This is a genomic window from Ruegeria sp. O6 (assembly GCF_056535045.1).
Map to the genome: position 1 here is coordinate 99041 of NZ_JBQERM010000007.1, position 25665 is coordinate 124705.

The 25665-nt window shown below is 59.0% G+C and carries 25 protein-coding genes and 1 riboswitch; of the genes, 18 read left to right on the forward strand and 7 right to left on the reverse strand.

Annotation, left to right across the window (positions count from 1 at the left end):
- Positions 1-39: 39 nt before the first annotated feature.
- Together ACR0DY_RS11250 and cysQ are read right to left on the reverse strand one after the other, a co-directional pair.
- Positions 40-840, reverse strand: a complete 801-nt coding sequence (locus tag ACR0DY_RS11250; RefSeq protein WP_480482481.1) for a 3-deoxy-manno-octulosonate cytidylyltransferase family protein — start codon at positions 838-840, stop codon at positions 40-42.
- Positions 840-1637: a 3'(2'),5'-bisphosphate nucleotidase CysQ gene (gene cysQ, locus ACR0DY_RS11255; RefSeq protein ID WP_209506913.1), complete on the reverse strand. Its 798-nt coding sequence runs from the start codon at positions 1635-1637 to the stop codon at positions 840-842. The genes ACR0DY_RS11250 and cysQ overlap by 1 nt, the downstream gene beginning before the upstream one ends.
- A 122-nt stretch (positions 1638-1759) precedes the next feature.
- Here cysQ and ACR0DY_RS11260 point away from each other — a divergent pair, with 122 nt between their 5' ends.
- Entirely contained in the window at positions 1760-2584 is an 825-nt protein-coding gene (locus tag ACR0DY_RS11260) for an ABC transporter permease (protein ID WP_267364436.1), read from the forward strand.
- On the opposite strand, the gene ACR0DY_RS11265 is transcribed toward ACR0DY_RS11260, so the two are convergent.
- Positions 2581-3183, reverse strand: coding sequence for an alpha-ketoglutarate-dependent dioxygenase AlkB family protein (locus ACR0DY_RS11265; RefSeq protein ID WP_480546065.1), 603 nt, complete (start codon positions 3181-3183; stop codon positions 2581-2583). The two genes, ACR0DY_RS11260 and ACR0DY_RS11265, sit on opposite strands and share 4 nt — an antisense overlap.
- Before the next feature lie 212 nt (positions 3184-3395).
- Between ACR0DY_RS11265 and dnaK the strand changes: the two genes are divergently transcribed.
- The 13 genes from dnaK (at position 3396) to radC (ending at position 15486) form a co-directional block, all read left to right on the forward strand.
- Entirely contained in the window at positions 3396-5303 is a 1908-nt protein-coding gene (gene dnaK / locus ACR0DY_RS11270; protein WP_480482473.1) for a molecular chaperone DnaK, read from the forward strand.
- 74 nt (positions 5304-5377) lie between these two features.
- Positions 5378-6523 carry a molecular chaperone DnaJ gene (gene dnaJ / locus ACR0DY_RS11275; protein WP_480538354.1) on the forward strand — a complete coding sequence of 382 codons (1146 nt, stop codon included), beginning with the start codon at positions 5378-5380 and terminating at the stop codon, positions 6521-6523.
- Positions 6524-7187: 664 nt separating this feature from the next.
- A riboswitch (TPP riboswitch) is annotated at positions 7188-7292 on the forward strand.
- A 44-nt stretch (positions 7293-7336) separates the two neighbouring features.
- A complete protein-coding gene (thiD, locus tag ACR0DY_RS11280; protein ID WP_480546063.1) occupies positions 7337-8140 on the forward strand; it encodes a bifunctional hydroxymethylpyrimidine kinase/phosphomethylpyrimidine kinase in 804 nt (267 codons plus the stop codon).
- A complete protein-coding gene (thiO, locus tag ACR0DY_RS11285; protein ID WP_480546062.1) occupies positions 8137-9114 on the forward strand; it encodes a glycine oxidase ThiO in 978 nt (325 codons plus the stop codon). Before thiD ends, thiO begins: the two co-directional genes overlap by 4 nt.
- Positions 9098-9292 carry a sulfur carrier protein ThiS gene (thiS, locus tag ACR0DY_RS11290; protein WP_209506920.1) on the forward strand — a complete coding sequence of 65 codons (195 nt, stop codon included), beginning with the start codon at positions 9098-9100 and terminating at the stop codon, positions 9290-9292. The genes thiO and thiS overlap by 17 nt, the downstream gene beginning before the upstream one ends.
- A 2-nt stretch (positions 9293-9294) precedes the next feature.
- Positions 9295-10059: a thiazole synthase gene (locus ACR0DY_RS11295; RefSeq protein ID WP_480898292.1), complete on the forward strand. Its 765-nt coding sequence runs from the start codon at positions 9295-9297 to the stop codon at positions 10057-10059.
- On the forward strand, positions 10056-10652 hold the full coding sequence (locus tag ACR0DY_RS11300; protein ID WP_480486970.1) for a thiamine phosphate synthase: 597 nt from the start codon (positions 10056-10058) through the stop codon (positions 10650-10652). The genes ACR0DY_RS11295 and ACR0DY_RS11300 overlap by 4 nt, the downstream gene beginning before the upstream one ends.
- Complete coding sequence (locus tag ACR0DY_RS11305) at positions 10649-11614, forward strand: HesA/MoeB/ThiF family protein (RefSeq protein ID WP_480538352.1); 966 nt, start codon at positions 10649-10651, stop codon at positions 11612-11614. Before ACR0DY_RS11300 ends, ACR0DY_RS11305 begins: the two co-directional genes overlap by 4 nt.
- Before the next feature lie 18 nt (positions 11615-11632).
- Positions 11633-12568, forward strand: a complete 936-nt coding sequence (locus ACR0DY_RS11310) for an ABC transporter substrate-binding protein (RefSeq protein ID WP_480898295.1) — start codon at positions 11633-11635, stop codon at positions 12566-12568.
- On the forward strand, positions 12565-13239 hold the full coding sequence (gene tenA / locus ACR0DY_RS11315) for a thiaminase II (RefSeq protein ID WP_480546057.1): 675 nt from the start codon (positions 12565-12567) through the stop codon (positions 13237-13239). The genes ACR0DY_RS11310 and tenA overlap by 4 nt, the downstream gene beginning before the upstream one ends.
- Complete coding sequence (locus tag ACR0DY_RS11320) at positions 13236-13964, forward strand: ABC transporter ATP-binding protein (protein ID WP_480506890.1); 729 nt, start codon at positions 13236-13238, stop codon at positions 13962-13964. Before tenA ends, ACR0DY_RS11320 begins: the two co-directional genes overlap by 4 nt.
- Positions 13961-14695: an ABC transporter permease gene (locus ACR0DY_RS11325; protein WP_480486978.1), complete on the forward strand. Its 735-nt coding sequence runs from the start codon at positions 13961-13963 to the stop codon at positions 14693-14695. Before ACR0DY_RS11320 ends, ACR0DY_RS11325 begins: the two co-directional genes overlap by 4 nt.
- 35 nt (positions 14696-14730) lie before the next feature.
- Positions 14731-15486 (forward strand): RadC family protein, encoded by a 756-nt coding sequence (radC, locus tag ACR0DY_RS11330; protein ID WP_209506928.1) that lies wholly within the window; start codon positions 14731-14733, stop codon positions 15484-15486.
- Between the two features lie 3 nt (positions 15487-15489).
- Here the strand turns inward: radC and ACR0DY_RS11335 are convergent, their stop codons facing one another.
- The 3 genes from ACR0DY_RS11335 to secA all read right to left on the reverse strand — a co-directional run bounded on the left by ACR0DY_RS11335 (position 15490) and on the right by secA (position 20806).
- Entirely contained in the window at positions 15490-17046 is a 1557-nt protein-coding gene (locus tag ACR0DY_RS11335; protein ID WP_480546056.1) for a phosphate ABC transporter substrate-binding/OmpA family protein, read from the reverse strand.
- A 24-nt stretch (positions 17047-17070) separates the two neighbouring features.
- Complete coding sequence (locus ACR0DY_RS11340) at positions 17071-17988, reverse strand: hypothetical protein (RefSeq protein WP_480546055.1); 918 nt, start codon at positions 17986-17988, stop codon at positions 17071-17073.
- Between the two features lie 100 nt (positions 17989-18088).
- Positions 18089-20806 (reverse strand): preprotein translocase subunit SecA, encoded by a 2718-nt coding sequence (gene secA / locus ACR0DY_RS11345; RefSeq protein WP_480898298.1) that lies wholly within the window; start codon positions 20804-20806, stop codon positions 18089-18091.
- 177 nt (positions 20807-20983) lie between these two features.
- On the opposite strand from secA, the gene ACR0DY_RS11350 reads away from it, so the two are divergent.
- The 4 genes from ACR0DY_RS11350 to ACR0DY_RS11365 all read left to right on the forward strand — a co-directional run bounded on the left by ACR0DY_RS11350 (position 20984) and on the right by ACR0DY_RS11365 (position 24160).
- Positions 20984-21832 carry a peptidylprolyl isomerase gene (locus tag ACR0DY_RS11350; RefSeq protein ID WP_480773066.1) on the forward strand — a complete coding sequence of 283 codons (849 nt, stop codon included), beginning with the start codon at positions 20984-20986 and terminating at the stop codon, positions 21830-21832.
- Positions 21833-21837: 5 nt separating this feature from the next.
- Positions 21838-23064 carry a bifunctional glutamate N-acetyltransferase/amino-acid acetyltransferase ArgJ gene (gene argJ / locus ACR0DY_RS11355; RefSeq protein ID WP_480831958.1) on the forward strand — a complete coding sequence of 409 codons (1227 nt, stop codon included), beginning with the start codon at positions 21838-21840 and terminating at the stop codon, positions 23062-23064.
- A complete protein-coding gene (mutT, locus tag ACR0DY_RS11360) occupies positions 23061-23459 on the forward strand; it encodes an 8-oxo-dGTP diphosphatase MutT (protein ID WP_209506934.1) in 399 nt (132 codons plus the stop codon). The genes argJ and mutT overlap by 4 nt, the downstream gene beginning before the upstream one ends.
- A gap of 110 nt (positions 23460-23569) precedes the next feature.
- Positions 23570-24160 (forward strand): hypothetical protein, encoded by a 591-nt coding sequence (locus ACR0DY_RS11365; protein WP_480826511.1) that lies wholly within the window; start codon positions 23570-23572, stop codon positions 24158-24160.
- Positions 24161-24536: 376 nt separating this feature from the next.
- Here ACR0DY_RS11365 and ACR0DY_RS11370 read toward each other — a convergent pair whose 3' ends face one another.
- The gene (locus tag ACR0DY_RS11370) at positions 24537-25661 is read right to left on the reverse strand and encodes a class I SAM-dependent methyltransferase (RefSeq protein ID WP_480898301.1); all 1125 of its coding nucleotides are present in this window, start codon (positions 25659-25661) and stop codon (positions 24537-24539) included.
- Positions 25662-25665: the final 4 nt, after the last annotated feature.

Below are 25665 nucleotides of genomic sequence, written 5' to 3' on the forward strand. Positions count from 1 at the left end.
GAGATATGGAAACCGCGGGGCGTCATGGGCAAAAACCGGCTATTCCAGCCCCATCGCGGCCATCATCTCTTCGATCTTGGGCACGTCCTGCGGGTTGTTCAGCTCCCAGAATTGACGGCCCTTGGCGTCAACCTCGACGCACAGAACCTTGCGGCCATTTTCCATGAACCTGAGCTGTTCAAGACCTTCCAGCTTTTCCAGAGGGCCTGTTGGCCAGCCCGGATAGGCCGCCAACGCATCAGGCCTATAGGCATAGACGCCGACATGGTGAAACACCGGCGTGGGTTCATCCCCGCCAAAGGTTTCTGACGTGAAGGGCACGACCTCTTTCGAGAAATACATCGCGCTGTTGTCGCGCCCGAACACGGCGGTTGTTCCGCCAACACGGCCATGTTTTCGGTCGTTCAGCAGGCTGTTCAAAGCGTCCCCGTCGCAACGCAGGACGGGTGTGGCTACGCCAGCGTCGGGTGCCGCGCGCAGCCCTGTGATCAGGTCTTCGACAAACCAATGCGGTGTCAGGGGTGCATCGCCCTGAAGGTTGACCACGATGTCATATCCGCTGCCCAGAACCTTGTGCGCCTCGGCGCAGCGTTCGGTGCCGTTCTGGCAGTTTTCCGAGGTCATCACCACCTCGGCGCCAAAGCCTTCGGACAGTTCGCGGATGCGGTCGTCATCGGTTGCGACCACAACCCGGTCCACGCCCGCAACAGAAGTGGCCGCCCGCCAGGACCGTTCGATCAGTGTCATCGAAACGCCGGTCGCGCCGGTCAGCGGCACCAAAGGCTTGCCCGGATACCGGGTCGAGGCATAGCGCGCGGGGATGGCGATCAGAACTGACATCAGGCCTCCTTCAGCTTAACACCCGGAGCGTACGCGATAAAAAACGGGTTCGCATAGCCCTCTTTGCCATAGACAAGTGGCGCGTGATCGTCAAACCGCACAACCCGGCCTCCGGCCCCGGCCAGTACCGCGTGCCCTGCCGCCGTATCCCATTCCATCGTGCGCCCGACCCGCGGATAAAGATCCGCCTCGCCCGTCGCAACCAGACAGAACTTGAGAGACGATCCCGCGCTTTTGCTGTCCTTGACCTGATACTTGTTGATGTAATCCTCGGTGGCCTGATCCCGGTGCGATTTTGAGGCCACGACCAAAAGCGCGGAATTGTCCGGGTTAGAGACTGATATTGGGGTCAGGGTGCCGGGTGCATCCTTGTCAAACGCGCCCGTTTCCTCGACTGCCTGACCATCGGCCTGCGTATAGAACATGCGGCCCCGCGCCGGGGCATAGACCACGCCCCGTGTCGGTGTTCCGTTCTCGACTAGCGCGATGTTGACGGTGAAATCGCCACGACGGTTGATGAATTCCTTGGTGCCATCCAGCGGATCGACGATCAGAAAGGTATCCCCTTTTTCGGAATGCGAGGCGGCCTGTTCTTCGGTGATTAGCAGGATATCGGGGAACGCCTGACGCAACCCGGCTGAAATCAGCGCATCGGCTGCCTCATCCGCCTCGGTCACAGGGCTGGAGTCTGATTTGACTTTGACGTCGAAATCGTCTGCCTCGTAGATTTCCATGATCCTGTCGCCTGCCTCAAGGGCCAGACGCCGGATGACGGGAATAAGCGCGTCGTAGGTCACAAAAATGCTCCGTTCCTGTGGTTTGTTGATCCAAACTCGTGACCGACTTATGATGCGACGGTTACCGAACGGCAAGATATTCATGCCAGGTTAGGGACGACGAGGCAGGAAAGACCCTTTAAGTGTTCTATTACAAGCGCAATCAAACGCTGCTGGGCGGTGCACTGACGACTGCGGAACTGGTGTTCCACGCGGTGGTGCGGAACGTGCGCGCGCAGCATCCGAATGCGGTGATCGCGATCCTGCTCAACGTTGTGCAATTGCTGGTGATGATGGTCACGTTCTATCTGCTCATGTCGCTGATGGGCCGGGGCGGGGTCGCCAGGATCAGGGGCGAATTTCTGCTGTATGTCCTGTCGGGCGTGTTCCCGTTCATGTTGCACATACAATCGATTGGCGCGATTTCCGGGGTTGGGTCATCCAATAACCCGATGATGCTGCATTCGCCGATGAACGTAATGGTCACGATTCTCGCGGCGGCCTTCAGCACATTCTATAAGTTTCTGCTGGCCATGTTCATCATCCTGTTCGTCTACAGTGTCGCGGTTGCTCCGCTTGAGGTGCAGAACCCCGGCGGCGCCTTCGCAATGCTGGTGCTGGCTTGGTTTACCGGCTGCGCGGTGGGGCTTGTGTTCATGGCGTTGAAACCGTGGGCCCCGACGACCGTTTCGATGCTAACCAATATATATCGCCGTCTGAACATGGTGTTTTCCGGCAAGATGTTCATTGCGAACGCATTGGGTGGCGGGCTGTTGATGATGTTTGCCTGGAACCCGCTGTTTCACATCATCGACCAGACCCGCGGGTTCGTGTTCCGCAACTATTATCCAAGAAACACCAGCTGGGAATACGCGGCCTGGGTTGGAATCGCCCTGTTGATGATCGGTCTTATGGGTGAGTTCTTTACCCGTCAGCACGTGTCGAAAAGCTGGAATGCGCGCCGCTAACGCGCCACCCGCAGCGTAAGATTTATGCGCCCGCCTTTGGGCAGCAGGCGCGAGGATCCGAACCTGATCCGATCCACACCGTGATATGCCAGCCGCGCCGGACCACCCATGACAACCACATCCCCCGAGCTCAGCCAGATCGACTCGGTCTTGCCGCCGCGCGTCGTGCTGCCAATCCGAAACAAGGCATCGTCGCCCAGCGAAACCGACAGGACGGGCCATGAAAAATCTGCCTCGTCCTTGTCCTGGTGCAGGCCCATTTTTGCGCCTTCCCCGTAATAGTTGACCAAACAGCAATCGGGGGCCCGCTCGGTGCTGACCAGATCACGCCAGATATCCAGAATGGTGGCGGGGATTTCCGGCCATATTCCACCTTTGGGGTGCTGATCCTGATATCGGTATCCTGCCTTGTCGGTCACCCAACCCAGATCACCGGCCGAGGTCATCCGAACCGACATCTCCTTGCCCGAGGGGGTAACAGGCCGGAACAGGGGCGCAGCTTTCAGAATCGGGCGCAAATCCGCGATCACCCGCGACTGGGCCTCAGGATCAAGATAACCTTTCCTGATATCGAACCCCCGCAAAACCAATCGCGCCATTCCAGAAACCCCAATCCTTTCCAATTCCTTGCCAAAAAAGGCATCAGAATCCCTAAAACCTGCGTTCTACGGTGCTTGCAGGCCTCTGGTCTCGCCCTTATATACGCCGGGACGCGCGATGGTAGTGCTGTCGCGCACATCAGATCGGGGGCGGGATGCCGTAACGGGTCCTGTCGTCGAGACATCGCCTTGAAGAGAAAGGGATTGCAAAAATGGGAAAAGTAATCGGGATTGACCTCGGGACCACAAACTCGTGCGTGGCCATCATGGACGGTTCGCAGCCGAAGGTTATCGAAAACGCCGAAGGGGCGCGGACCACGCCCTCGATCGTCGCCTTCACTGAAGATGAGCGACTGGTCGGTCAGCCTGCAAAGCGTCAGGCGGTCACCAACCCCGACAACACGATCTTTGGCGTCAAGCGCCTGATCGGCCGTCGTGTGGATGATGCCGAAGTCGAAAAAGACAAGAAAATGGTGCCTTATACCATCGTTGATGGTGGCAATGGCGACGCATGGGTTCAGGCCCGCGGTGAAAAATACTCCCCAAGCCAGATCTCGGCCTTCACTCTGGGTAAGATGAAGGAAACCGCGGAAAGCTATCTGGGTGAGGAAGTCACGCAGGCGGTCATCACCGTTCCGGCATACTTCAACGACGCACAGCGTCAGGCCACCAAAGACGCCGGTAAAATCGCCGGTCTGGAAGTGCTGCGGATCATCAACGAACCGACTGCTGCCGCACTGGCCTATGGTCTGGACAAACAGGAAACCCAAACCATTGCGGTCTATGACCTTGGTGGCGGTACCTTCGACGTGACCATTCTGGAAATCGACGACGGCCTGTTCGAGGTCAAATCGACCAACGGCGACACCTTCCTGGGCGGTGAAGACTTTGACATGCGCATCGTCAACTACCTGGCGGATGAGTTCAAAAAGGAACACGGTGTCGATCTGTCTGCTGACAAGATGGCCCTGCAGCGTCTGAAAGAAGCCGCGGAAAAAGCCAAGATCGAACTCAGCTCGACCTCGCAGACCGAGATCAACCAGCCGTTCATCTCGATGGGTTCGAACGGTCAGCCGCTGCACATGGTCATGAAACTGACCCGTGCCAAGCTGGAATCCCTGGTCGGTGACCTGATCAAGAAGTCGATGAAGCCGTGCCAGGCTGCTCTGAAAGATGCCGGTCTGTCGGCCGCTGACGTGGACGAAGTTGTTCTGGTCGGTGGTATGACCCGGATGCCGAAAGTGATCGAAGAGGTCACGAAGTTCTTCGGCAAAGAGCCGCACAAAGGCGTGAACCCGGACGAAGTGGTTGCCATGGGTGCCGCCATTCAGGCCGGTGTTCTTCAGGGCGACGTCAAGGACGTGGTTCTGCTGGACGTAACCCCGCTGTCGCTGGGCATCGAGACGCTGGGTGGCGTGTTCACCCGCCTGATCGACCGCAACACCACGATCCCGACGAAAAAGTCTCAGGTCTTCTCGACCGCCGAGGACAACCAGAACGCCGTGACCATCCGCGTGTTCCAGGGCGAGCGTGAAATGGCTGCGGACAACAAAATCCTCGGTCAGTTCAACCTCGAAGACATCCCGCCCGCACCGCGTGGCATGCCCCAGATCGAGGTGACCTTCGACATCGACGCCAACGGCATTGTCTCGGTTTCGGCCAAAGACAAAGGCACCGGCAAGGAACAGAAGATCACTATCCAGGCATCGGGCGGTCTGTCCGACGAAGACATCGAAAAGATGGTCAAGGACGCCGAAGAGAACGCGGAAGCCGACAAGGAACGCCGCGAGCTGGTCGACGCCAAGAACCAGGCGGAAAGCCTCATCCACTCGACCGAAAAGTCGATGGAAGAGCATGCCGACAAGGTCGACCCGACCACGATCGAAGCTATCGAACTGGCGATCGCCGCACTCAAGGACGAGCTGGAAACCGACAATGCCGACAAGATCAAGTCTGGCATCCAGAACGTCACCGAAGCAGCGATGAAGCTGGGTGAGGCCATCTACAAGGCGCAGTCCGAAGAGGCCGAGGACGAGCCTGCCGCGGCAGATGCCGCACATGGTGATGACGATATCGTCGATGCCGAGTTCGAAGATCTGGACGACGACAAGCGTAACTAACGGGTAACCGGGCCAATGTAGGCCGGTCCGGATGCCGGGCCGGCCTATTTACGTTGAGGCAGAAGGAAATACTGATGTCAAAACGCGACTATTACGAAGTGCTCGGCGTGTCCAAAGGCGCTTCGGCGGATGAGATCAAGAAAGGCTTTCGCACGAAAGCCAAAGAGCTGCATCCGGACCGCAACAAGGACAACCCGGATGCCGAGGCGCAGTTCAAGGAAGCCAACGAGGCTTATGACGTGCTGCGCGATGCCGACAAAAAGGCGGCCTATGACCGCTTTGGCCATGCGGCGTTCGAAAACGGCATGGGCGGTGGTGGCCGACCTGGCGGCGGCTTTGGGCAGGGCGATTTCTCCAGCGCGTTCTCGGATGTGTTCGACGACCTGTTCGGCGATTTCATGGGTGGGCAACGTGGCGGTGGCGGTCGACGCGCCGCGCGCGGCTCGGACCTGCGCTATAACCTGCGCGTATCGCTGGAAGAGGCGTATTCGGGTCAGCAGAAAACCATCAATGTACCGACAGCCGTGGCCTGTTCCTCCTGCGAAGGAACCGGTGCAGAAGGCGGGGTCGAGCCGACAACCTGCCCCACCTGTTCCGGCATGGGCAAGGTACGGGCGCAACAGGGTTTCTTTACGGTCGAACGAACCTGCCCCACCTGCTCGGGTCTGGGTCAGATCATCAAGAACCCCTGCAAATCCTGTAAAGGTGCAGGCCGCGTCGAAAAAGATCGCGCCTTGTCGGTCAACATCCCCGCTGGTGTCGAAACCGGTACCCGTATTCGTCTGGCAGGTGAAGGCGAGGCCGGAATGCGCGGTGGCCCTCCGGGCGACCTCTACATCTTTGTGGAAGTGTCTGATCACAAACTGTTCGAACGCGACAGCGTGAACCTCTATTGCCGTGTACCGGTCAGCATGGCCAAGGCCGCGCTGGGCGGATCGATCGAGGTTCCGACAATCGATGGCGGCCGTGGGCGGGTGCAGATCCCGGCAGGCAGCCAGTCGGGCCGGCAAATGCGCCTGCGCGGCAAAGGTATGCCCGCGCTGCGCGGCGGCGGTGTTGGCGACATGTTCATCGAACTGGCCGTCGAAACCCCGGTCAACCTGACCAGCCGCCAAAAAGAACTGCTGCGCGAGTTTGATGACCTGGGCGAAGATAACCACCCGGAATCAAAAAGCTTCTTCTCATCCGTCAAATCCTTCTGGGACGGTATGAAGAGTTGAGTAGGCGACCAAAGCCGCCTACCCGTTTTTTGGCCTACCGGCTATTGATGCTTTTGCATTCTTGGCATTTAGGTTTCCCACCAGTGCCAGAGCGCAAGTTTTCGCGTTCAATATTGTTGCCGGTGTTGCATTCGGTGTCGTCGTGATAAACATTCGATTTGATTGAATGCCATGGTGCTTTTTTGGCCATGTTGGCCTCCTTTCCCGGGGTTACCGGATTAGAGAGGCCGCTCTTGACAGTTTCCAACAACTAGATTCTAGTGTCAGAGTCCAAACAGTCGAAGCAACCTCTGTTGCGTTTGCCTGAAGGAAAGCGCTGTCGGGCAGTTTAGCGATTCCCGATGGCGCACCTTCAAGACAGCCTATGATTCCCTGAAGTTGATGTTGAGTCAATCATTTGGTGTGGATAACTTTGCGAACAACAAAATAGAGTGTTTCTACGCTAAATAATTGCTATATTGCCAAAACGCCCACAAACTTGGGGTATCGTAGACGATGAAGCAGGGATCCGTTATTCATCTGGCTCTAAATATCCCGGAGCGCGAGGCAGAGCCTCGCAAAACACTCCCTAAAGACACTCAATTGGCCTTATCAGATGACCAAAAGTGGCAATGCATTTGCCAAATTGGGTCTTGATTCCAACCGCTGACCCTGAAATTGTCCAAGACAACCGTTGGGGTGCCCGTATCAGGGCTGAGAGGCGCAGCCGCGCTAACCCATCGAACCTGATCCGGGCAATTCCGGCGTAGGGAACGGTCTTATGAACACAGACGTTTTCCCTACCTCGTTGCCCAAAAAAGATGGAGCAACGAAATGGCGGCAATTGCCCTGACCATTGCTGGGTCTGACAGTGGCGGAGGCGCCGGGATTCAGGCCGATCTGAAAGCGATGTCCGCGTTGGGTGTGTTCGGCGCAAGCGTCATTACCGCCATTACAGCGCAGAACACGCAAGCCGTCACTGCGGTGCATGGGGTTCCGCTGGATGTCATTGCCGCTCAAATCCATGCTGTGCTGAGCGATCTGGACGTGAAGGCAATTAAGATCGGTATGCTTGCGACGCCAGAGATCATTCACACAGTGGCCCGAGGCCTGGAAGCGTTCAAAGGCCCCGTTGTTCTTGATCCTGTCATGATCGCAAAATCCGGAGATGCGCTGTTGGCGCAGGAAGCGGTCCGGACGCTGCGTGAAGTGATGGTGCCAGCAGCGACTGTGCTGACGCCCAATCTGCCGGAAGCGGCATGTTTGTTGGATGCGACACCGGCGCAATCACCGGACGAGATGGCCGCACAAGGCCAGGCCCTTTGCGATCTGGGCGCGGGTGCGGTCTTGATGAAGGGCGGGCATGGGTCGGGCGATGTCTGCCATGATCTGTTGGTCGACCCCTCAGGTATCGTGGCCACGTTTCAGGCCCCGCGTCAGAATACGAGAAACACCCACGGAACCGGCTGCACCCTGTCGTCGTCGATCGCTGCCGGTCTGGCCAGGGGCCTGCCGCTGAGAGATGCGGTCGCGCAGGCGCATGATTATCTGCAAGGGGCCATCGCGCGGGCGGATGAACTGAAGATTGGTGCCGGGCACGGACCTGTGCACCATTTCCACCGGCTCTGGCCCGCATGACACTCTGGTCGGTCATAGGTGCGGGCGTAGCGGGTCTGGCCGTGGCCAGCGAGCTTGTGTCACGCGGCGCAAAGGTGCAGGTTTTCGATCCGGGCGGCCCGCCCGGCCCGCATGGGTGTTCCTGGTGGGCCGGGGGGATGCTGGCCCCCTGGTGTGAGTACGAAAATGCCGAAGAACCGGTGCTGCGGCTGGGGCAGGAAGCAATCGAATGGTGGGCGCAGCGAACGCAGGTAAACAGACATGGAACCCTTGTTGTTGCCAACGCGCGTGACCTGCCTGACCTGCGCCGGTTTGCGCGCCGAACCGAAGGGTACAGCGAGGTTGATCGGGCGAAAATATGCGAATTAGAGCCTGATCTGAGCAAGTTCGGTAAAGCTCTGTATTTTGAAAACGAAGCGCACCTTGATCCTCGTCAGGCGTTGCGCGATCTGCATCGTCACCTGCAAGGCGCCGGCGTGGAATTCCACCGAAAGCTGGCTCCGGCGCAACTGGACAACGCCATAGACTGCCGGGGCCTGCACGCGCGCGAATATCTGCACGACCTGCGCGGCGTGAAGGGTGAGATGCTGGTTCTTCGTTGCCCCGATGTGACCCTTTCGCGCCCGGTGCGGCTGTTACACCCGCGGATGCCGCTTTACATCGTTCCGCGCGGGGACGGCGTCTACATGCTGGGCGCAACCATGATCGAATCTGAGGACAGCAGCCGCATCACCGCCCGCTCGATGCTGGAACTGCTCAGCGCGGCCTATGCCGTGAACCCGGCCTTTGGCGAGGCTGAGGTGCTGGAGATCGGCGTCGACCTGCGCCCCGCTTTCCCGGACAACCTGCCGCGTATCCGGCGATTGGGCCGGACAATTTATGCCAACGGGCTTTATCGCCATGGCTATCTGCTGGCCCCTGCACTGGCGCGGGGTGTCGCTGATCTGGCATTGGACAACACACATTCGGAGATGGTCGATGAAGATCGTGCTTAACGGCGAGACGCGCGATGTGCGCGCGGAAACCCTGTCGGATCTGTTGCTGGAATGCGGCTTCTCAGGCCGTGTGGCCACCGCCGTGAACGAAGATTTCGTGCCGTCAAGCCTGCGTATTGCGCACAAACTGACCGACGGCGACCGGGTCGAAGTGGTCGCACCAATGCAGGGGGGCTGAGGATGCGAATGTTCTACGGCATCGAACTGCCGAACCCCTTGATGCTGGGCACCGCCCAATATCCCAGCCCTGCCATTCTGGAACAGGCCTTTCGCGAAAGCGGTGCGGCGGTTGCCACGGTATCGCTGCGGCGGGAATCCGGCGCGGGTCAGACATTCTGGCAGATGATCCGCGAGCTGGGTGTTTTGACCCTGCCAAATACGGCTGGCTGTCATACGGTGAAAGAGGCGGTGACAACAGCCCATATGGCGCGCGAAGTGTTTGATACCAAATGGATCAAGCTGGAACTGATCGGCCACACCGACAGTTTGCAGCCGGATGTGTTCCAGCTGGTCGAGGCCGCGCGCATCCTGACCGAAGACGGGTTTGAGGTGTTTCCCTACACCACCGATGATCTGATCGTGGGCGAACGCCTGCTGGAAGCGGGGTGCGAAGTGCTGATGCCGTGGGGCGCGCCTATCGGGTCCGGGCGAGGGCTGAACAACGAATACGCCCTGCGGTCGATGCGGGCCGAGTTTCCTGACACGCCGCTGGTGGTGGATGCCGGGATCGGCCTGCCCAGCCACGCGGCCCATGCGATGGAACTGGGCTATGACGCCGTTCTGCTGAACACCGCTGTGGCCCGTGCCGGTGATCCCGTTTTGATGGCCAAGGCGATGGCGCAGGCAATCCATGCCGGACAACTCGCCCATCAGGCAGACCCGATCGAGGCGCGTGATATGGCCGAACCTTCGACCCCTGTTGTTGGAAAGGCATTCCTGTCATGACGCTGGACCGTTTCTATCCGATCTTCGATCACGCGGACTGGTTGCGGCGGATGCTGCCCCTGGGTGTCAAGCTGGTGCAGCTACGTATCAAGGATCAGCCGGATGAGGTGGTGCGCGATCAGATTGCCGCCTCGCGCGATCTGTGCCGCGACTACGGGGCGGTTCTGGTGATCAACGATTACTGGCAGCAGGCCATCGATCTGGGTTGTGACTGGGTTCATCTGGGGCAAGAGGATCTGGATGATGCTGACCTGAAAGCCATCAGAAAAGCGGGTCTAAAGCTGGGCGTTTCTACTCATGACGATGATGAGCTTGAGCGGGTTCTGGCCATGGATACTGATTACGTGGCGCTGGGTCCCATCTATCCGACCATCCTGAAAAAGATGAAATGGCATCAGCAGGGCCTGCCCCGCGTGACCGAATGGAAGGCGCGGGTTGGCGACATTCCTCTGGTCGGTATTGGCGGCATGAGCGTCGAGCGCGCAGCAGGGGTGCTGGCAGCGGGGGCCGACATTGTCTCGGCCGTCACGGACATCACGCTGAACACCGACCCCGAAGCGCGGGTGCGTGCTTGGATAGAGGTCACGAGATGAGCCGCTATGTCCGCCAAACGCTGCTGCCCGAGGTTGGGGCCGAAGGACAGGCCCGCCTGACTGCGGCCCGTGTTCTGGTGGTCGGCGCAGGTGGTCTGGCCGCGCCGCTTCTGCCGCTATTGGCCGGAGCCGGAGTGGGGCATATCACGATTGTAGATGGTGATATCATTGATCTGTCGAATCTGCATCGCCAAACGTTGTTTTCAGAAGAAGATTGCGGGCAGTCAAAGGCTGAACGCGCCGCTGACCGATGCCGTGCGTTGAATGCCGAAATCGATGTGATTTCCAGGAAACAGGCTCTAACTGGGGAAAATGCGCCCGATCTGGTGTCGCAGGCAGATATCATTCTGGATTGTGCCGACAGCTATGCGGTCAGTTATTTGCTGTCGGATACCTGTCTGGCACAAGGCAAGCCACTGATCAGCGCCTCGGTACTGGGGCTTTCGGGTTATGTGGGCGGCTTCTGCGGCAGCGCGCCTTCTCTGCGAGCCGTTTTCCCCGATGCGCCGGATAGCGGCGCAAGCTGCGCCACGGCGGGTGTTCTAGGCCCCGTTGTCGGTGTGATCGGGTCCATGCAGGCGCAGATGGCGCTGAACCTGATCTTGCGGCTTGACCCGTCCCCGCTTGGGCAGATGGTGCAATATGATGCGCGAACCCTGCGCTGCACCGGGTTTCGTTTTGATGACGCGCCGGAACCGAACAGCTGTTTCCGCTTTCTCTCTGCCAGTCAGTTGAAGGAGACAGACCAGATTGTCGAACTGCGTGACCCGGACGAAGCGCCGGTTCCAGCTCACCCGAATGCGACGCGCATTTCACCCGAAGAAATTCAAATAATAGATTCTAAAAAAGGGCAACGCCTTGCCCTTTGCTGTGCCACCGGGCTGCGCGCATGGCGCGCTGCCGAGAAAATTCAACCGATTTGGCCGGGCGAGATTGTCCTCGTCGCGGCCTCAGCCTCCTGAGAAAAGGAAACGTGAGATATGAAAAAGCTGATGACAGCCCTTGCCCTTCTGGCCGCCGCGCCGGCCTGGGCCGAAGACAAGATGACCGTCCTGCTGGACTGGTTCATCAACCCCGACCACGGGCCCATCATCGTGGCGCAGGAAAACGGCTATTTCGCCGAGCAGGGATTGCAGGTCGAAGTCGTTGCCCCCGCCGACCCGTCCGCGCCGCCGCGTCTGGTTGCTGCCGGTCAGGCGGATCTGGCGGTATCCTATCAGCCGCAGCTGCATTTGCAGATCCACGAAGGGCTGCCGCTGAAACGGGTCGGCACGCTGGTCGCGACGCCCCTGAACTGCCTGCTGGTTCTGAAAGACGGCCCGATCAAATCGCCCGCTGACCTCAAGGGCAAGAAAATCGGCTTTTCCGTCGCCGGTGTGGAAGAGGCCATCCTCAGCACCGTGCTTGGCAAATACGACGTCGCGCTGGATGATGTTGAGATGATCAACGTGAATTTCTCACTCTCGCCCTCGCTGATGACCGGTCAGGTGGATGCGGTGATTGGCGCCTATCGCAACTTCGAACTGAACCAGATGGATATCGAAGGCCGCCCCGGCACCTGTTTCTATATCGAGGAAGAAGGCGTGCCGTCTTATGACGAACTGATCTATGTCGCCAACCCCGATACGATGGACAAAGACAAGATCGCCCGTTTCCTGGCCGCGACCGAAAAAGCGACTCAGTACATCGTCAACAACCCGAAAAAAGGCTGGGAGGTCTTCTCGGCCACATCACCCGAGTTGCAGGACGAGCTGAACGCGCGCGCATGGGTCGACACGCTGCCGCGCTTTGCCCTGCGTCCCGCCGGGTTTGACGCTGGCCGATATGCCCGGTTCGAAGCATTCCTGAACGACAGCGGCATGATCGACACTGTCCTGCCCGTCAGTGACATTGCCATCGACGTCACCGCGCAATGAGCGATTATGGCAAAGCCTTTGCGCTGATGCGCGATGCGGCGCAGGGGCCGTGGCGGGACTACACCCGCCACGCTTTTGTCGAAGGGATGAAAGACGGGACGCTGCCACGCGAGGCGTTCCTGCATTACCTGCGGCAGGATTACGTGTTCCTGATCCACTTCTCGCGCGCCTGGGCGCTGGCCGTGGTGAAATCGGAAACACATGCTGAAATGCTGGCGGCGTCGCGTACCGTGAACGGCCTGATCAGCGAAGAGATGAAGCTGCATATCGGTATTTGCGAAGCAGAAGGCATTTCGCAGTCCGATCTGTTTGCAACGCCTGAACGGCCCGAGAATCTGGCCTATACCCGCTTTGTTCTCGAGGCGGGCTATAGCGGTGATCTGCCGGATCTTCTGGCTGCACTTGCACCCTGCGTCATGGGATATGGTGAGATTGGCACCCGCCTGTCTGCAGAGGCAACATCCACATCCTATCGTGGCTGGATCGATACCTACGCGGACGAGGGCTATCAGAACGCCTGCACCGCCGTAGGCGAATTGCTGGATTCGGCTCTAACACGAAGGATTGGGGCGGATTTTCAATCGTCACCTCGCTGGGATCGTCTGTGCCGGACGTTCCGTACGGCGACGGAATTGGAGGTCAACTTCTGGCAGATGGGTCTGACCCCATGACCCCGGCGCCCGATCTGACCATCAGCGGTACAGCCACGATCGACGGCGCGACTTTGTTCGCGCCGCTGACCCTGACGCTTGACGCCGGGGCGTGGACCTGTCTGCTGGGTGGATCGGGTGTTGGAAAAACCACGGTCTTGCGGCTGATTGCGGGGCTGGAAACCGGGGCTGAATTCTCGGGCCGGATCACCGCCAGCGATGGCCAGCCGGTTTCGGACCGGGTTGCCTATATGGCGCAGGACGACCTTTTGCTGCCTTGGGCGAGTGTTGCGCAAAACGTCTCGTTGGGCGCGCGGCTGCGGGGCGAGAAAGTTGACGTTGACCGGCGTGACCGCCTGATCGAACGGATGCGGTTGCAGGACCATATGACCAAGAAACCGCCCGAGCTTTCGGGCGGGCAGCGTCAGCGCGTGGCGCTGGCCCGCACCCTGATGGAAGACCGGCCGATTGTGTTGCTGGATGAACCCTTTTCCGCCCTTGATGCCCGAACCCGTGCCGATATGCAGGATCTGGCCGCCGAGGCGCTAAGAGGCCGCACTGTCCTTCTGGTGACCCACGATCCGGGCGAGGCCGCGCGTCTGGGGCAATCCATCGTCGTCATGACACAGCACGGGCTGACGCCCTGCGACCCGCCGGTTGCTCCAGCCCCGCGCAGCGTGGATGATCTGCAGACGCTGGAAACACAAGGCGCGCTTTTGCGGCTGTTGCGGGAGGGCGGGGTATGAAGTCCCTCTCTGTTCTGGCAGCAACCCTGTTTGCCCTTGCCATCTGGCAGGGGATCGTGACCCTGACCGGATTGCCAAAATTCATCCTGCCCGGTCCCGCAGTGGTTGCCGAGACCTGGTGGCAGAACCGCTGGCTGATTGCAGAACACACCTGGATCACAGCCATCGAGGTCATTATCGGTCTTGCCTGCGGCACGCTGCTTGGCGTTGTCACCGCATTGCAGCTGGCCAATTCCCGTGTCGCACGGGTTCTGGTGCAGCCAATGCTGGTGTTCACTCAGGCCCTGCCGGTGTTTGCGCTGGCCCCGTTGCTGACCCTGTGGCTGGGCTATGGCCTGTTGTCCAAGGTCGCGATGGCGGTGCTGATCATCTATTTCCCGATCACGTCGTCCTTTTTTGACGGTTTGATGCGGACACCGCAGGGGTATCTGGACCTTGCGCGCACGATGCAGGCGGGCAAGCGCGCTGTGTTGTGGCACATCCGTATCCCTGCGGCGTTGCCGTCTTTGGCCTCGGGGATGCGGCTTGCGGCGGTGTATGCGCCGATCGGTGCCGTGATCGGCGAATGGGTCGGTTCATCGCAAGGTCTGGGATATCTGATGCTGCTGGCCAATGGCCGCGCCAAGACGGACCTGATGTTTGCGGCGATGCTGACGCTGGGCGTGTTTTCGATCCTTCTGCACATGATTGTCCGCCGCGCCACCGCACGTATGGCAGGAGAGGCGCGTTAACCTTTCGGAAAGTGATTCTGCGACAGGGTAAACGCATGACACAGGACGCCTTTGCCGAAGCCCCCATGCTGTTTGATACGGACGAAGCGCCAGCGCAGCCGCTGCCGAATGGTCGGTTACCCTCCTACATCAAAGACCATCGCAAGCGGCTGCGCGAACGGTTCATGGCGGGCGGGTCAGCAGCGATCCCGGATTATGAGTTGCTGGAGCTGGTTTTGTTCCGGTCCATCCCGCGGCAGGATGTGAAACCATTGGCACGCGCATTGATGAATGCCTTTGGCGATTTCAACCGCGTGTTGACAGCGCCCGAAGAACGGCTGCGCCAGATCAAGGGCGTTGGTGATACGGTCATCACCGATCTGAAAATCCTCGAAGCCTGCGCGCATCGGATGGCACGGGCGCGGGTGATGCAACGGCACGTGATATCCAGCTGGGACGCGCTGCTGGATTACTGCCATACAACAATGGCGCATCGCGAGACCGAGCAATTTCGCGTTTTCTATCTGGATCGCAAGAATGTCCTGATCGCGGATGAGGAACAGGCCAAAGGCACCGTGGATCACGTGCCGGTCTATCCGCGCGAAGTGGCGAAACGGGCGTTGGAACTGAATGCCTCGGCCCTGATATTGGTGCACAACCATCCTTCGGGCGACCCAACGCCGTCACAGTCAGATATCGACATGACCAACCGCATTCAGGATGCCTGCTCCGCCCTGGGGCTGACCCTGCATGACCACCTGATCATCGGCAAATCGACCGAGCTCAGCTTTCGTTCCGAAGGGTATCTCTAGCGGCTACTGCACCCAAATCTCGACCCGCCGGTTGACCTTGCGGCCCCATTCGGTGTCATCGCAGGCCATGGGCATCGCTTCACCAAATCCTTCGGCGGTGACCGTGATACTATCAGGGATCGGGGCTTCAAGCGCGGCGATAACCGCGTTTCGCACGGTTTGCGCGCGCCGTAGGGCGATGCGGGCATTTGAAACGGCACCCCCGTCCCCATCGCTGAAGCCTGCAAACACCACCTTGCGCGCCTGCAACGTACCCGCGTCCAGCATTTGCGCCAGTTGCTGAATATTGGCGCGCGACTGCGCGTCCGGGCGGGACGATCCGGGTTCGAACCGGACCGACAGGGACAGGCGCGACAGCGGGCGCAAGGTCTCGATCATGCGTTGCAATTCCTCAAGCCCAACCTCAGTTCCACCAGTGACGACCGCATTGGCAAGCCGGTCCCCCTGCACGCCAACCGGCAGGGTTTCAGCCGATTGATCCACATATCCTGCGTCACGTATGGCCATCTGCGCCTCGGGGCTTTGGCTATAGGCCAGAAACTGCCGCGCAATCCGGGGCAGGCGTCGTTCCGGCAGATACAGGAACATGGGCATATTCAGCGGGTAATCTTCAGTCTTGATCGACTGGCGGGTCGCGGCCAGCGGATGCCCGCACCCGCCGGTCAACGGCAAAGCGCGGGTGCCATGGGCCGATGCCTTGCTGGCGACCCCGATGGAAAACGGATCCTTTGCCACGGCCGCGGTCAGGTCATGTATGCGATTGTGGCGGATCGCCGTATCGGTCAGGTCCACACCGGCGGTTTTCAGAATCTGATCCTCGACCGCCTGCGCCAGACCCGACCCGGCCTCTGGCACATGCAGTGCAATAGGGGCATCCGGCCCACCCAGCTGTGCCCAGTTGCTGATCTCTCCGGACAGAATACGAGCCATATCTGCCAGAGAAACCTGCCGCATCACGCTGTCGGGGGCCACGACCGGGACCATGGCATCCAGTGCAATGACCCGCGACCGACGGGCGCGCTTCAGATCGCCCAACCCCGCAGCTTCGGCAGCCTCCCGCTCGGCCTCGCGCATCTCGCGCAGAGCCATCACGATATCCGCCCGGTCTGCGATCAGATCACTGAACCCGCGATCCGTGGTGCCCACGTCAAAGAAAAACCGTGCCAGCGGGGCCGACCGGCCCGCCTGATGCAGCTCGTAAACAAAGGTGTCCTCATCCACGCGGGCGGGGGTCGCGGTCAGGTCTTCCTGACGGGCAAAGCCGATGATCAGGGCGGGCAGCACCGTTTCAGCCATCACCGATGATCCGGAAAACTGAACTTCGGCGACGAAATCGATCAGGTTGGGGCAGGCGGGCCCCTCGCATGTGACGCCCGAACCATCCACGGTCAACGTCCCGAATTGCGTATCGACGCGATAGAACTCACCGTCAAAGCTCAGCAGATTGCCGGTCACTTCGACCTTGCCATCATGCGAGGTCAACGTGATGTCCTGCCCAAAAGCACCGGTCGCCGCCGTCACGGAAAACAGCGCAGCCACCGCCACACGGAAAAATGTCATAAGAGGTTCAAGCCTGCCTGCGGATTACTTTGCCGCGATTGTCAGGTCTGAGAGCAGATTATTCAACACCAGAAACTCGCCCGCGCGCGAACAATCCGGCAGGGTCACGGACATGTCGCGCGACCGCAGGCGGCGGTCCGACAACAACTCCAGCGACTGCACGTTCAGCGTGTGGCCGCAATTTGCATCGGTCACTTCGGCCTCGACGGTCAGGTCAATCGTGCCGGATTGATCCGACGTACTGGCCGGGAAAGAATACACTTCGATATTCTGCGTCATACCGGAACCGGACTGACCCAGACGCATAACCTTACCGGCGCCTTCTGCAGATGCGTCATCCCAGACATGGCCATCCGTGCCATAACTGGCACCAAATTCCAGCGCGTGAATCTGCAACTCGGTATCACCCTGCCATTGCAAGACAACACGATCAAAGCCGGCAATTTCGGGAACGTGAGTGGTGGCGACGGTGCCTGTTTCATCTTCGAAAGAAAACAGAAAGATCGCGTATTCCGAAAGGGCCGGGATCGCCATGTCCAGCGCGCCGCTGGCATCCGTCATCTGGCTAACGGTCAGGCCGCTATGGTGAATTTCTATCCGCTCATTCTTGTGGCACGGCGCTTTCAGCGACAGGTGCGCCAAGGCACCGGGCGCTGCTTTTGCGTGCGCGCTGATCCGGCAGTTCGATGTCTTGGGGGCAGTGGGTACAGCGCGGGGTGCCGGTGTCACATTGACCGGATCGGCATCTGACGCGGTGGCTGATGTCAGCACAATACTGTCTAGCCCCGACAGAATCGAAGACTGATCGGCAGCAGAGGCCACATCAATACCGTCCTGCGCGCGGTTCTGCTGCGCAGTTGGTCCGTTCTGCATCAGATAGCCTATGCCCAAGGCACAAGCGACCGTTCCGCACATGGTTACGTAGTTGCGAACTACAAACAAGACACCCTCCCCAGTTGAAGGAGCAGTTTGCACTCTTGCCACGAATCGCGGCCAATTTGTGGCCGCGAGACGGACTCATTGTGATCAGAGGGTGTTAACGTTAGGTCAATCTGCCGTGGCAGTGTTTGAACTTCTTGCCGGATCCGCAGGGGCACGGGTCGTTTCGCGACGGGTTACCCCAAGTCGACGGATCACTCTCGTCAAACCCCGGCAGCGCATCGCCTGACGCCGCAGCTTCGGCCCTGGCCTCGGCCTGACTTGCGGCCTTGTCCACGGCCTGCTGTGCCTGTGCTTGTTGCGCCGCCATCTGCGCCAGCATTTCCTTTTGCTCTTCTTCGGTCAGTGGACGCACGCGCGACAATTGCTGTGTCACGGTTTCCCGCAAACCGTCCAGCATGGATTCGAACAGCTGGAAGCTTTCGTTCTTGTATTCGTTCAGCGGATCGCGCTGGGCATAGCCGCGGAAACCCACGACCGAGCGCAGATGTTCCAGCGTCAGCAGATGCTCGCGCCATTTGCTGTCGATGGTCTGCAACAGCACCTGCTTTTCGATGTTGCGCATGTTTTCGGGACCAAAGGCAACCGCCTTCTGGGCCATCATCTCATCAGCGGCCTTGATCAGGCGCTCGCGCACCTGCTCGTCATCCACACCTTCTTCGGCAGCCCAGTCCTGAACCGGGGCATCGATGGTCAGCTTGTCCTTGATCGCCGTATGCAGACCATCGGTATCCCACTGTTCCGCATAGGATTTCGGTGGCATGTATTCGTCAATCAGATCGTCAATCACCTGCTCGCGCATATCCGAGACGATCTCGGACAGGTCATTGGCCGACATGATCTCGCGACGCTGGCTAAAGATCACCTTGCGCTGATCGTTCATAACGTCGTCGAATTTCAGAACGTTCTTGCGCATGTCAAAGTTGCGGCCCTCGACCTTGGACTGCGCGCGTTCCAGCGACTTGTTCACCCACGGGTGAATGATCGCCTCGCCTTCTTTCATGCCCAGCGTGGTCAGCACCTTGTCCAGCCGTTCCGAGCCAAAGATGCGCATCAGGTCGTCTTCAAGGCTCAGGTAGAACACGGTACGGCCCGGATCGCCCTGACGGCCCGAACGGCCGCGCAGCTGGTTGTCGATGCGGCGGCTTTCATGGCGTTCGGACGCCATCACATAAAGGCCCCCTGCGGCCAGAACCTTTTCTTTTTCTTCCGCGTGGCGCGCCTCTTCTGCGGCGCGCAGCTCCGACGGATCAGCCTCGGGGTTGTCCGCAATCGCTTGCAGCACCTTCATCTCGACATTGCCGCCCAGCTGAATGTCGGTGCCGCGACCGGCCATGTTGGTGGCGATGGTCACCGCGCCCAGACGGCCGGCATCTGCGACGATCTGCGCCTCCTGCTCGTGCTGGCGGGCGTTCAGAACGTTATGGGCGATGCCTTCCTTGGTCAGCATCTGGCTCAGCAGTTCCGATTTCTCGATCGACGTGGTCCCCAGCAGAACCGGCTGGCCCTTTTCCTGGGCTTTCTTGGTCTCTTCGATCATCGCGCCATATTTTTCCATGGCGGTGCGATAGACCTGATCATCCTCGTCCACACGGGTAATCGGCTTGTTGGTCGGAACCTCGACCACGCCCAGGCCGTAAATCTCGGCAAATTCCTCTGCTTCGGTCAGGGCGGTCCCGGTCATGCCGCCCAGCTTGTCGTAAAGGCGGAAATAGTTCTGGAAGGTCACACTGGCCAGCGTCACGTTCTCAGGCTGAATCTGCACGTTTTCCTTGGCTTCGATGGCCTGATGCAGGCCCTCGGACAAGCGGCGGCCCGGCATCATGCGGCCCGTGAATTCGTCGATCAGAACAACATTGCCGTCGCGCACGATGTAATCCTTGTCGCGCTGGAACAGCTTGTGCGCGCGCAGACCCTGATTCACGTGATGCACAACGGTCGTGCTTTCCGGGTCATACAGCGAATGGCCTTCGGGAATCAGGCCGGCAGCCAACAGTTGCTGCTCCAGAAACTCGTTACCCTCATCCGTGAAGGTCACGTTGCGGGCCTTTTCGTCCAGCGTGTAGTGTTCGTCGGTCAGACTCGGGATCAGCGCATCGATGGCGGTATACAGGTCCGAGCGGTCCTGCGCCGGGCCCGAGATGATCAGCGGCGTCCGCGCCTCGTCGATCAGGATCGAATCGACCTCGTCCACAATCGCGAAATTGTGGTGCTTCTGGTAAACCTGTTCCAGATCGGCCTTCATATTGTCGCGCAGATAGTCAAAACCCAGCTCGTTGTTGGTGGCATAGGTGATGTCGCAGGAATAGGCGGCCAGTTTTTCCGCGTCAGGCTGGCCCGACCAGATCACGCCGGTGGTCATGCCCACGGCAGCAAACACCTTGCCCATCCATTCCGCGTCGCGCTTGGCCAGGTATTCGTTCACCGTGACCACATGCACGCCCTTGCCGGTCAGCGCGTTCAGATAGGCAGGGAGGGTCGCGACCAGTGTCTTGCCCTCACCCGTCTTCATTTCCGAGATGTTACCCTGATGCAGGAACACACCGCCCATCAGCTGCACGTCAAAGGCGCGCAGCCCCAGCGCGCGGCGGGCGCCTTCGCGCACGTTGGCAAAGGCTTCGGGCAGCAGATCGTCAAGGCTTTCGCCATCCAGCGCGCGTTTGCGCAGGTCTTCTGTCTTGTCGATCAGGCCCTGATCGGACAGTTTCTCGAACTCGGGTTCCAGCGCGTTGATCTTTTCGATCAGGGGGCGGGTCGCCTTGATCTTGCGGTCGTTCGGTGTTCCGAACACCTTTTTGGCGAGCGTTCCGAGTCCCAGCATGTTCACTCCAGCGGATCTGTTCTTGTCTTGGTTTTTGACAGGCTTGCCCACCTTGCGCGCAACCCATAGATACGGGGGGTGAAAGGCGGCCCTGTCCAAGGCTTCAAAGCGATGTAAGCGGCAGGTTCCAGAGTGTCAACGCTGCGCCCTGCCGCGGCAAGGAAATAGGATGATTCAATGCCCAAAGGCCTCACTTTTCTGCCATCGCTGGCTCTGACCGCCATGATGGCCCTGCCGCTGGCCGCCGAAACACAGCCGGATGCTTCCACCGTGGTGGCGCGTGTGAACGGGGATGAGATCACTTTGGGTCACGTGATCGCTACCGTTGCCGCCCTGCCGCCGCAGTACCAGCAGGCCGAAGATGACGTATTGTTCGACTTCGTGCTGGAACAGCTGATCCAGCAGCAATTGCTGGGGCAACAGCAGGACGGGCTGAACAAACTGAACACGCTGCGGCTGAAAAATGAAGAACGCTCACTTCTGGCGGTTCAGACCGTCACAGCCCTGACCGATACGGTTGTCACAGACGAGGCCATTCAGGCAGCCTACGACGCGCAGTACAACAATTTCGCGGGTGAAGACGAATTCGATGCCAGCCACATTCTGGTCGAGACCGAAGAACAGGCCAACGACCTCAAGGCGCAGCTTGATGACGGCGCCGATTTCGCCGAACTCGCGCGCGCGCATTCCACCGGTCCGTCCGGCCCCAATGGCGGCGCGCTGGGCTGGTTCGGCAAGGGCCAGATGGTACCGGAATTCGAAACAGCCGTGGTCGCGCTCGAAAAAGGGCAGGTGTCCGATCCGGTTCAGACGCAGTTCGGCTGGCATGTGGTCAAGCTGAACGACAAGCGCAAAACCGAAGCGCCCGCGCTGGACGCCGTGCGCGAAGAGCTTGCGCAAACTGTTCAGCAGGACGCCATTCAGGCGCGCATCGATGAACTGACACAGCAGGCCCAGATCGACCGCCCCGCTCTGGAAGGTGCCGGACCCGAAGTCCTGCGCCAGCTGGACCTGATTCAGGAGTAATCCCCGTGGCCAAGATCACCAAGGTTTCGCCGCTGGCGCCAGCGTCCTTCCCTGATTTGCCTGCAATTGACGGTGTGCGGTTCGCCACCGTCGCGGCGGGCGTGCGATATCAGGGCCGCACCGATGTCATGCTGGCCGTGCTGGACCCGGGCACATCTGTGGCCGGGGTCTTTACCCGTTCAGCCACGCGTGCCGCCCCGGTTCTGGATTGTCAGGACAAGATCGGCGGGCCCAGCGATGGCCCGGCGGCGATCCTGGTGAACTCGGGCAATGCCAATGCCTTTACCGGGCATTATGGTCAGACCTCGGTGGCCGAGGTGACGCAGGCCGTCTCGAAGGCGACAGGTGTTCCGGTCGAGCGGGTCTTTACCTCCTCAACCGGCGTGATTGGTGAACCGCTGGCGCATGACCGCATCATTGCCAAGCTTGAAACGCTGAAGGCGGGTCTCAGCCGTCACGCGATCGAAGACGCCGCACGCGCGATCATGACCACGGACACCTTCCCGAAAGGGGCCGTGGCGCAGGTCGAAATTGATGGCAAAACAGTCTCTATTGCGGGGATTGCAAAGGGTTCGGGCATGATTGCGCCAGATATGGCGACGATGCTGGTCTATATCTTCACCGACGCGCAGGTCGAACAATCAGCGTTGCAGGCGATGCTGAGCGCGCAGACAGACCGGACGTTCAACTGCATCACCGTGGACAGCGATACATCCACCTCGGACAGCCTGCTGCTGTGCGCCACCGGCGCTTCGGGTGTGGACGCCACCGGCAACGCGGCTTTCGCCGAGGCGTTGGAAGCCGTGATGCTGGATCTGGCCCAGCAAGTGGTGCGCGATGGCGAAGGTGCCACGAAATTCGTCGAAATCCGCGTAAAAGGGGCCGCAACAGACGCTGACGCCAAGATCCACGGCCTTGCCATCGCCAACTCTCCGCTGGTCAAAACCGCCATCGCGGGCGAAGACCCGAACTGGGGTCGTATCGTCATGGCCATCGGTAAATCCGGTGCCGCGGCGGATCGCGACCTGCTGAGCATTTCTTTCGGCGACATCCTTGTGGCCGAAAAAGGCTGGGTCAGCCCCGATTACAGCGAAGACGCAGCCGCCGCTTATATGAAAGGTCAGGATCTGGTCATCGCCGTTGATCTGGGCCTGAGCGCGGGCAAATCCACCGTCTGGACCTGCGATCTGACGCATGGATATATCGAGATCAACGCGGATTACCGCTCGTGAAAACCGTGTTGGTTTCAGCTGTCGCCCTGATCGACATCGAGGGCCGGGTGCTGGTGGCCCAACGCCCCGAGGGTAAATCCATGGCCGGTCTTTGGGAGTTTCCCGGCGGCAAGATCGAACCCGGCGAAACCCCCGAGGCCGCCCTGATCCGCGAATTGCACGAGGAGCTGGGCATCGATACCTGGGCCTCGTGCCTCGCCCCCCTGACCTTCGCCAGCCACAGCTATGATGATTTCCACCTGCTGATGCCTCTGTTCGCCTGCCGCAAATGGCAGGGCATCCCACAGTCGAAAGAGGGGCAGGCGCTGAAATGGGTCCGCGCAAATGACCTGCGCAATTACCCCATGCCGGCCGCGGATGTGCCCCTGATCCCGATCCTGCGGGATTGGTTGTAGGGGCTCAAAAGGCGTCAGGCGCTAACGGCCCGAATTTCGGCTTGGCGGATTTATTTGCCGATTTGTGGTAGTGTTCGAGTGCTTTCTCAATGGTGAAGGAGTACCTCGTTATGATTGCAAGTCGAGTTGGAAAGCTTTGGGGGTCCAGGATTGCTTTGATTTTGGCCTTATTTGTTTTGGCGGTTCATAGTGCCAAAGCAGATGATGCGAAGACTGCGATAACGGTCATGATCGAAGAACAGGCCCGAATTGACCGCTACGTCGAACTCGATTTTGCACGGCAAGATCTTTTGTTTCACCAGACGAGCACGATCCTGGCCCTATACGGTGATTACAACTCCTACACCAAATCGGACGGCACTCAGGCCAATGGCTCTGACATGACGCGATTCAGAAATCGGGTCACTGAATACGTGCCTGCTGCCATCGTGGATTTCCGCCGAAAGTCCCAAAGAGACAAAACAATTTCAGAGGATGAGGCAAGCAAGGCGGAAGCCGCCGAAGCCTTGATGGAAGAGATGCTTTTGGCCGCAGGTGAAATCATTGAACTTTGCGACGCCAACAAGCCCTATGAGGCAAGTCTCGTTTACCGCGATAAGACAATGCCCTTGAACACGAAACTTTTGGGGTTGCTGTACACGTTGCGCTCAACATCTGTTGGTCGTTTTAAAAAAGCAGCATTAAAAGCTAAGTATCAGTAACCGCGCCAACCTGCCGAAGGTCGAATTCTGTTTGCCGGTCCGGCGTCCCTGCTGCACACAGGACCTGTTTGGTACGGTAAAGCCCAAGGCTACCGGATACCACTTATAGGTCAAAGCTAATCTGGATATCTGTATAATGTAAAAGATGATGCGGCTGCTAAATACAGACGGTCATCGGACGGCGCGGCATTCCCGCACCGTCACAAGAAACCAATAGCGCCAAACGCCAGACGCAAACCGCATTTCTGTCAATGAAGCGGTAGCTTGTCGTGGTTCGGGTTTTTGAACAGCAGCACGCCATCAATTTCGATCTGTGGCCGACCTTCGATCAACCTGTGAATCACGGGGCGGTCCATTTCGAGCGTCCATCCCTTTGTCAGGAAAACTCCTGCAAAGCGCCTTCAAGATAGCGAGAGTGCGTTCCGATAAACACGCGCTTTACAAGATTTTCTATGCCGTCGAAGTTGCTCTGCACAAAGTCCAGCTCCGAGCCCTGAATATCGATGTGTAGCAGATCGACAGCTTCGCCATTAGACAGGGTTTCAAGCGTATAACAATTCAGCTCTGTATAGTCACCTTTGGCGCGGGATTCGGCCAGAACCTTTTCGTCCGGATAGAAAATCGGCTCTGCGCCCCAGTTTTCGTGCGCCTCTTCGTATTTTGGGAAAAGCGCGATGCCCTCTTTGCTGGCGGCCACCCCATTGACAAGGCGGTACTCACTTGGGTTGAAGCCGTTCAGTTGAAACGTGCGCTCGGCGTTTTCCAGATGAGAGCTGTCACCTTCGATACCGATCAGGTCGACGCTTAACCCTCTCTTTTTGGCGACGAAGCCCATATTATTTAGCCAGCATCCCCAACCGCAACCAAGTTCAATAATCCGGTAAGTACCTGAGGCCTCTTTCACAGACAGAAGTGTTGCCGCCCATTCTGCGATGTCTGCATGCCAATTACCCGGATCGGGAATAGGTTCTACCTTGCCTGCCAGGGGTTCCAGGATGCTGGACATCACGCGTGGTTCAATTCTGACGCCAAGAAAGTTGGTCACCACCCCGTCTGTTGCTTTCGGATTGGGTTCGGCGAACTCACGAATTAGATCCAAAGCTGGAAAATCGCAAACATAGTTGTAAAGAGGGTGCCCGGCACCTGCTTGGTATTCCTGATTTTGCGCTGGAGTATGAGTTTGCGCGCGAAAATGCCGCCTGAAAAATCGCCTGAGTCCCAACCTTCTGTCCTCAAATGAATTGTAAGTCGCCTCACTTTGAATAGATAGCTGGTAATGTCCAGCTATCCGTGGCGAAAAACGGAAGCTGTGGTTGTCGCAGGTTTGTGATTTCAGAGACAATTTTCGCGTCGTTCTGAGATTAATAGATGGCGCAGTTGCTCTCTCTTCTGGTTGTGCCTCTTCGCAATTTTCGTCCTGTTCGTCGAACCCGCATAACAACCTGTGCAGCGCATAACCGTTCAATAGCCCGACATGTTCATATTGTACAAAACGTAACATCACC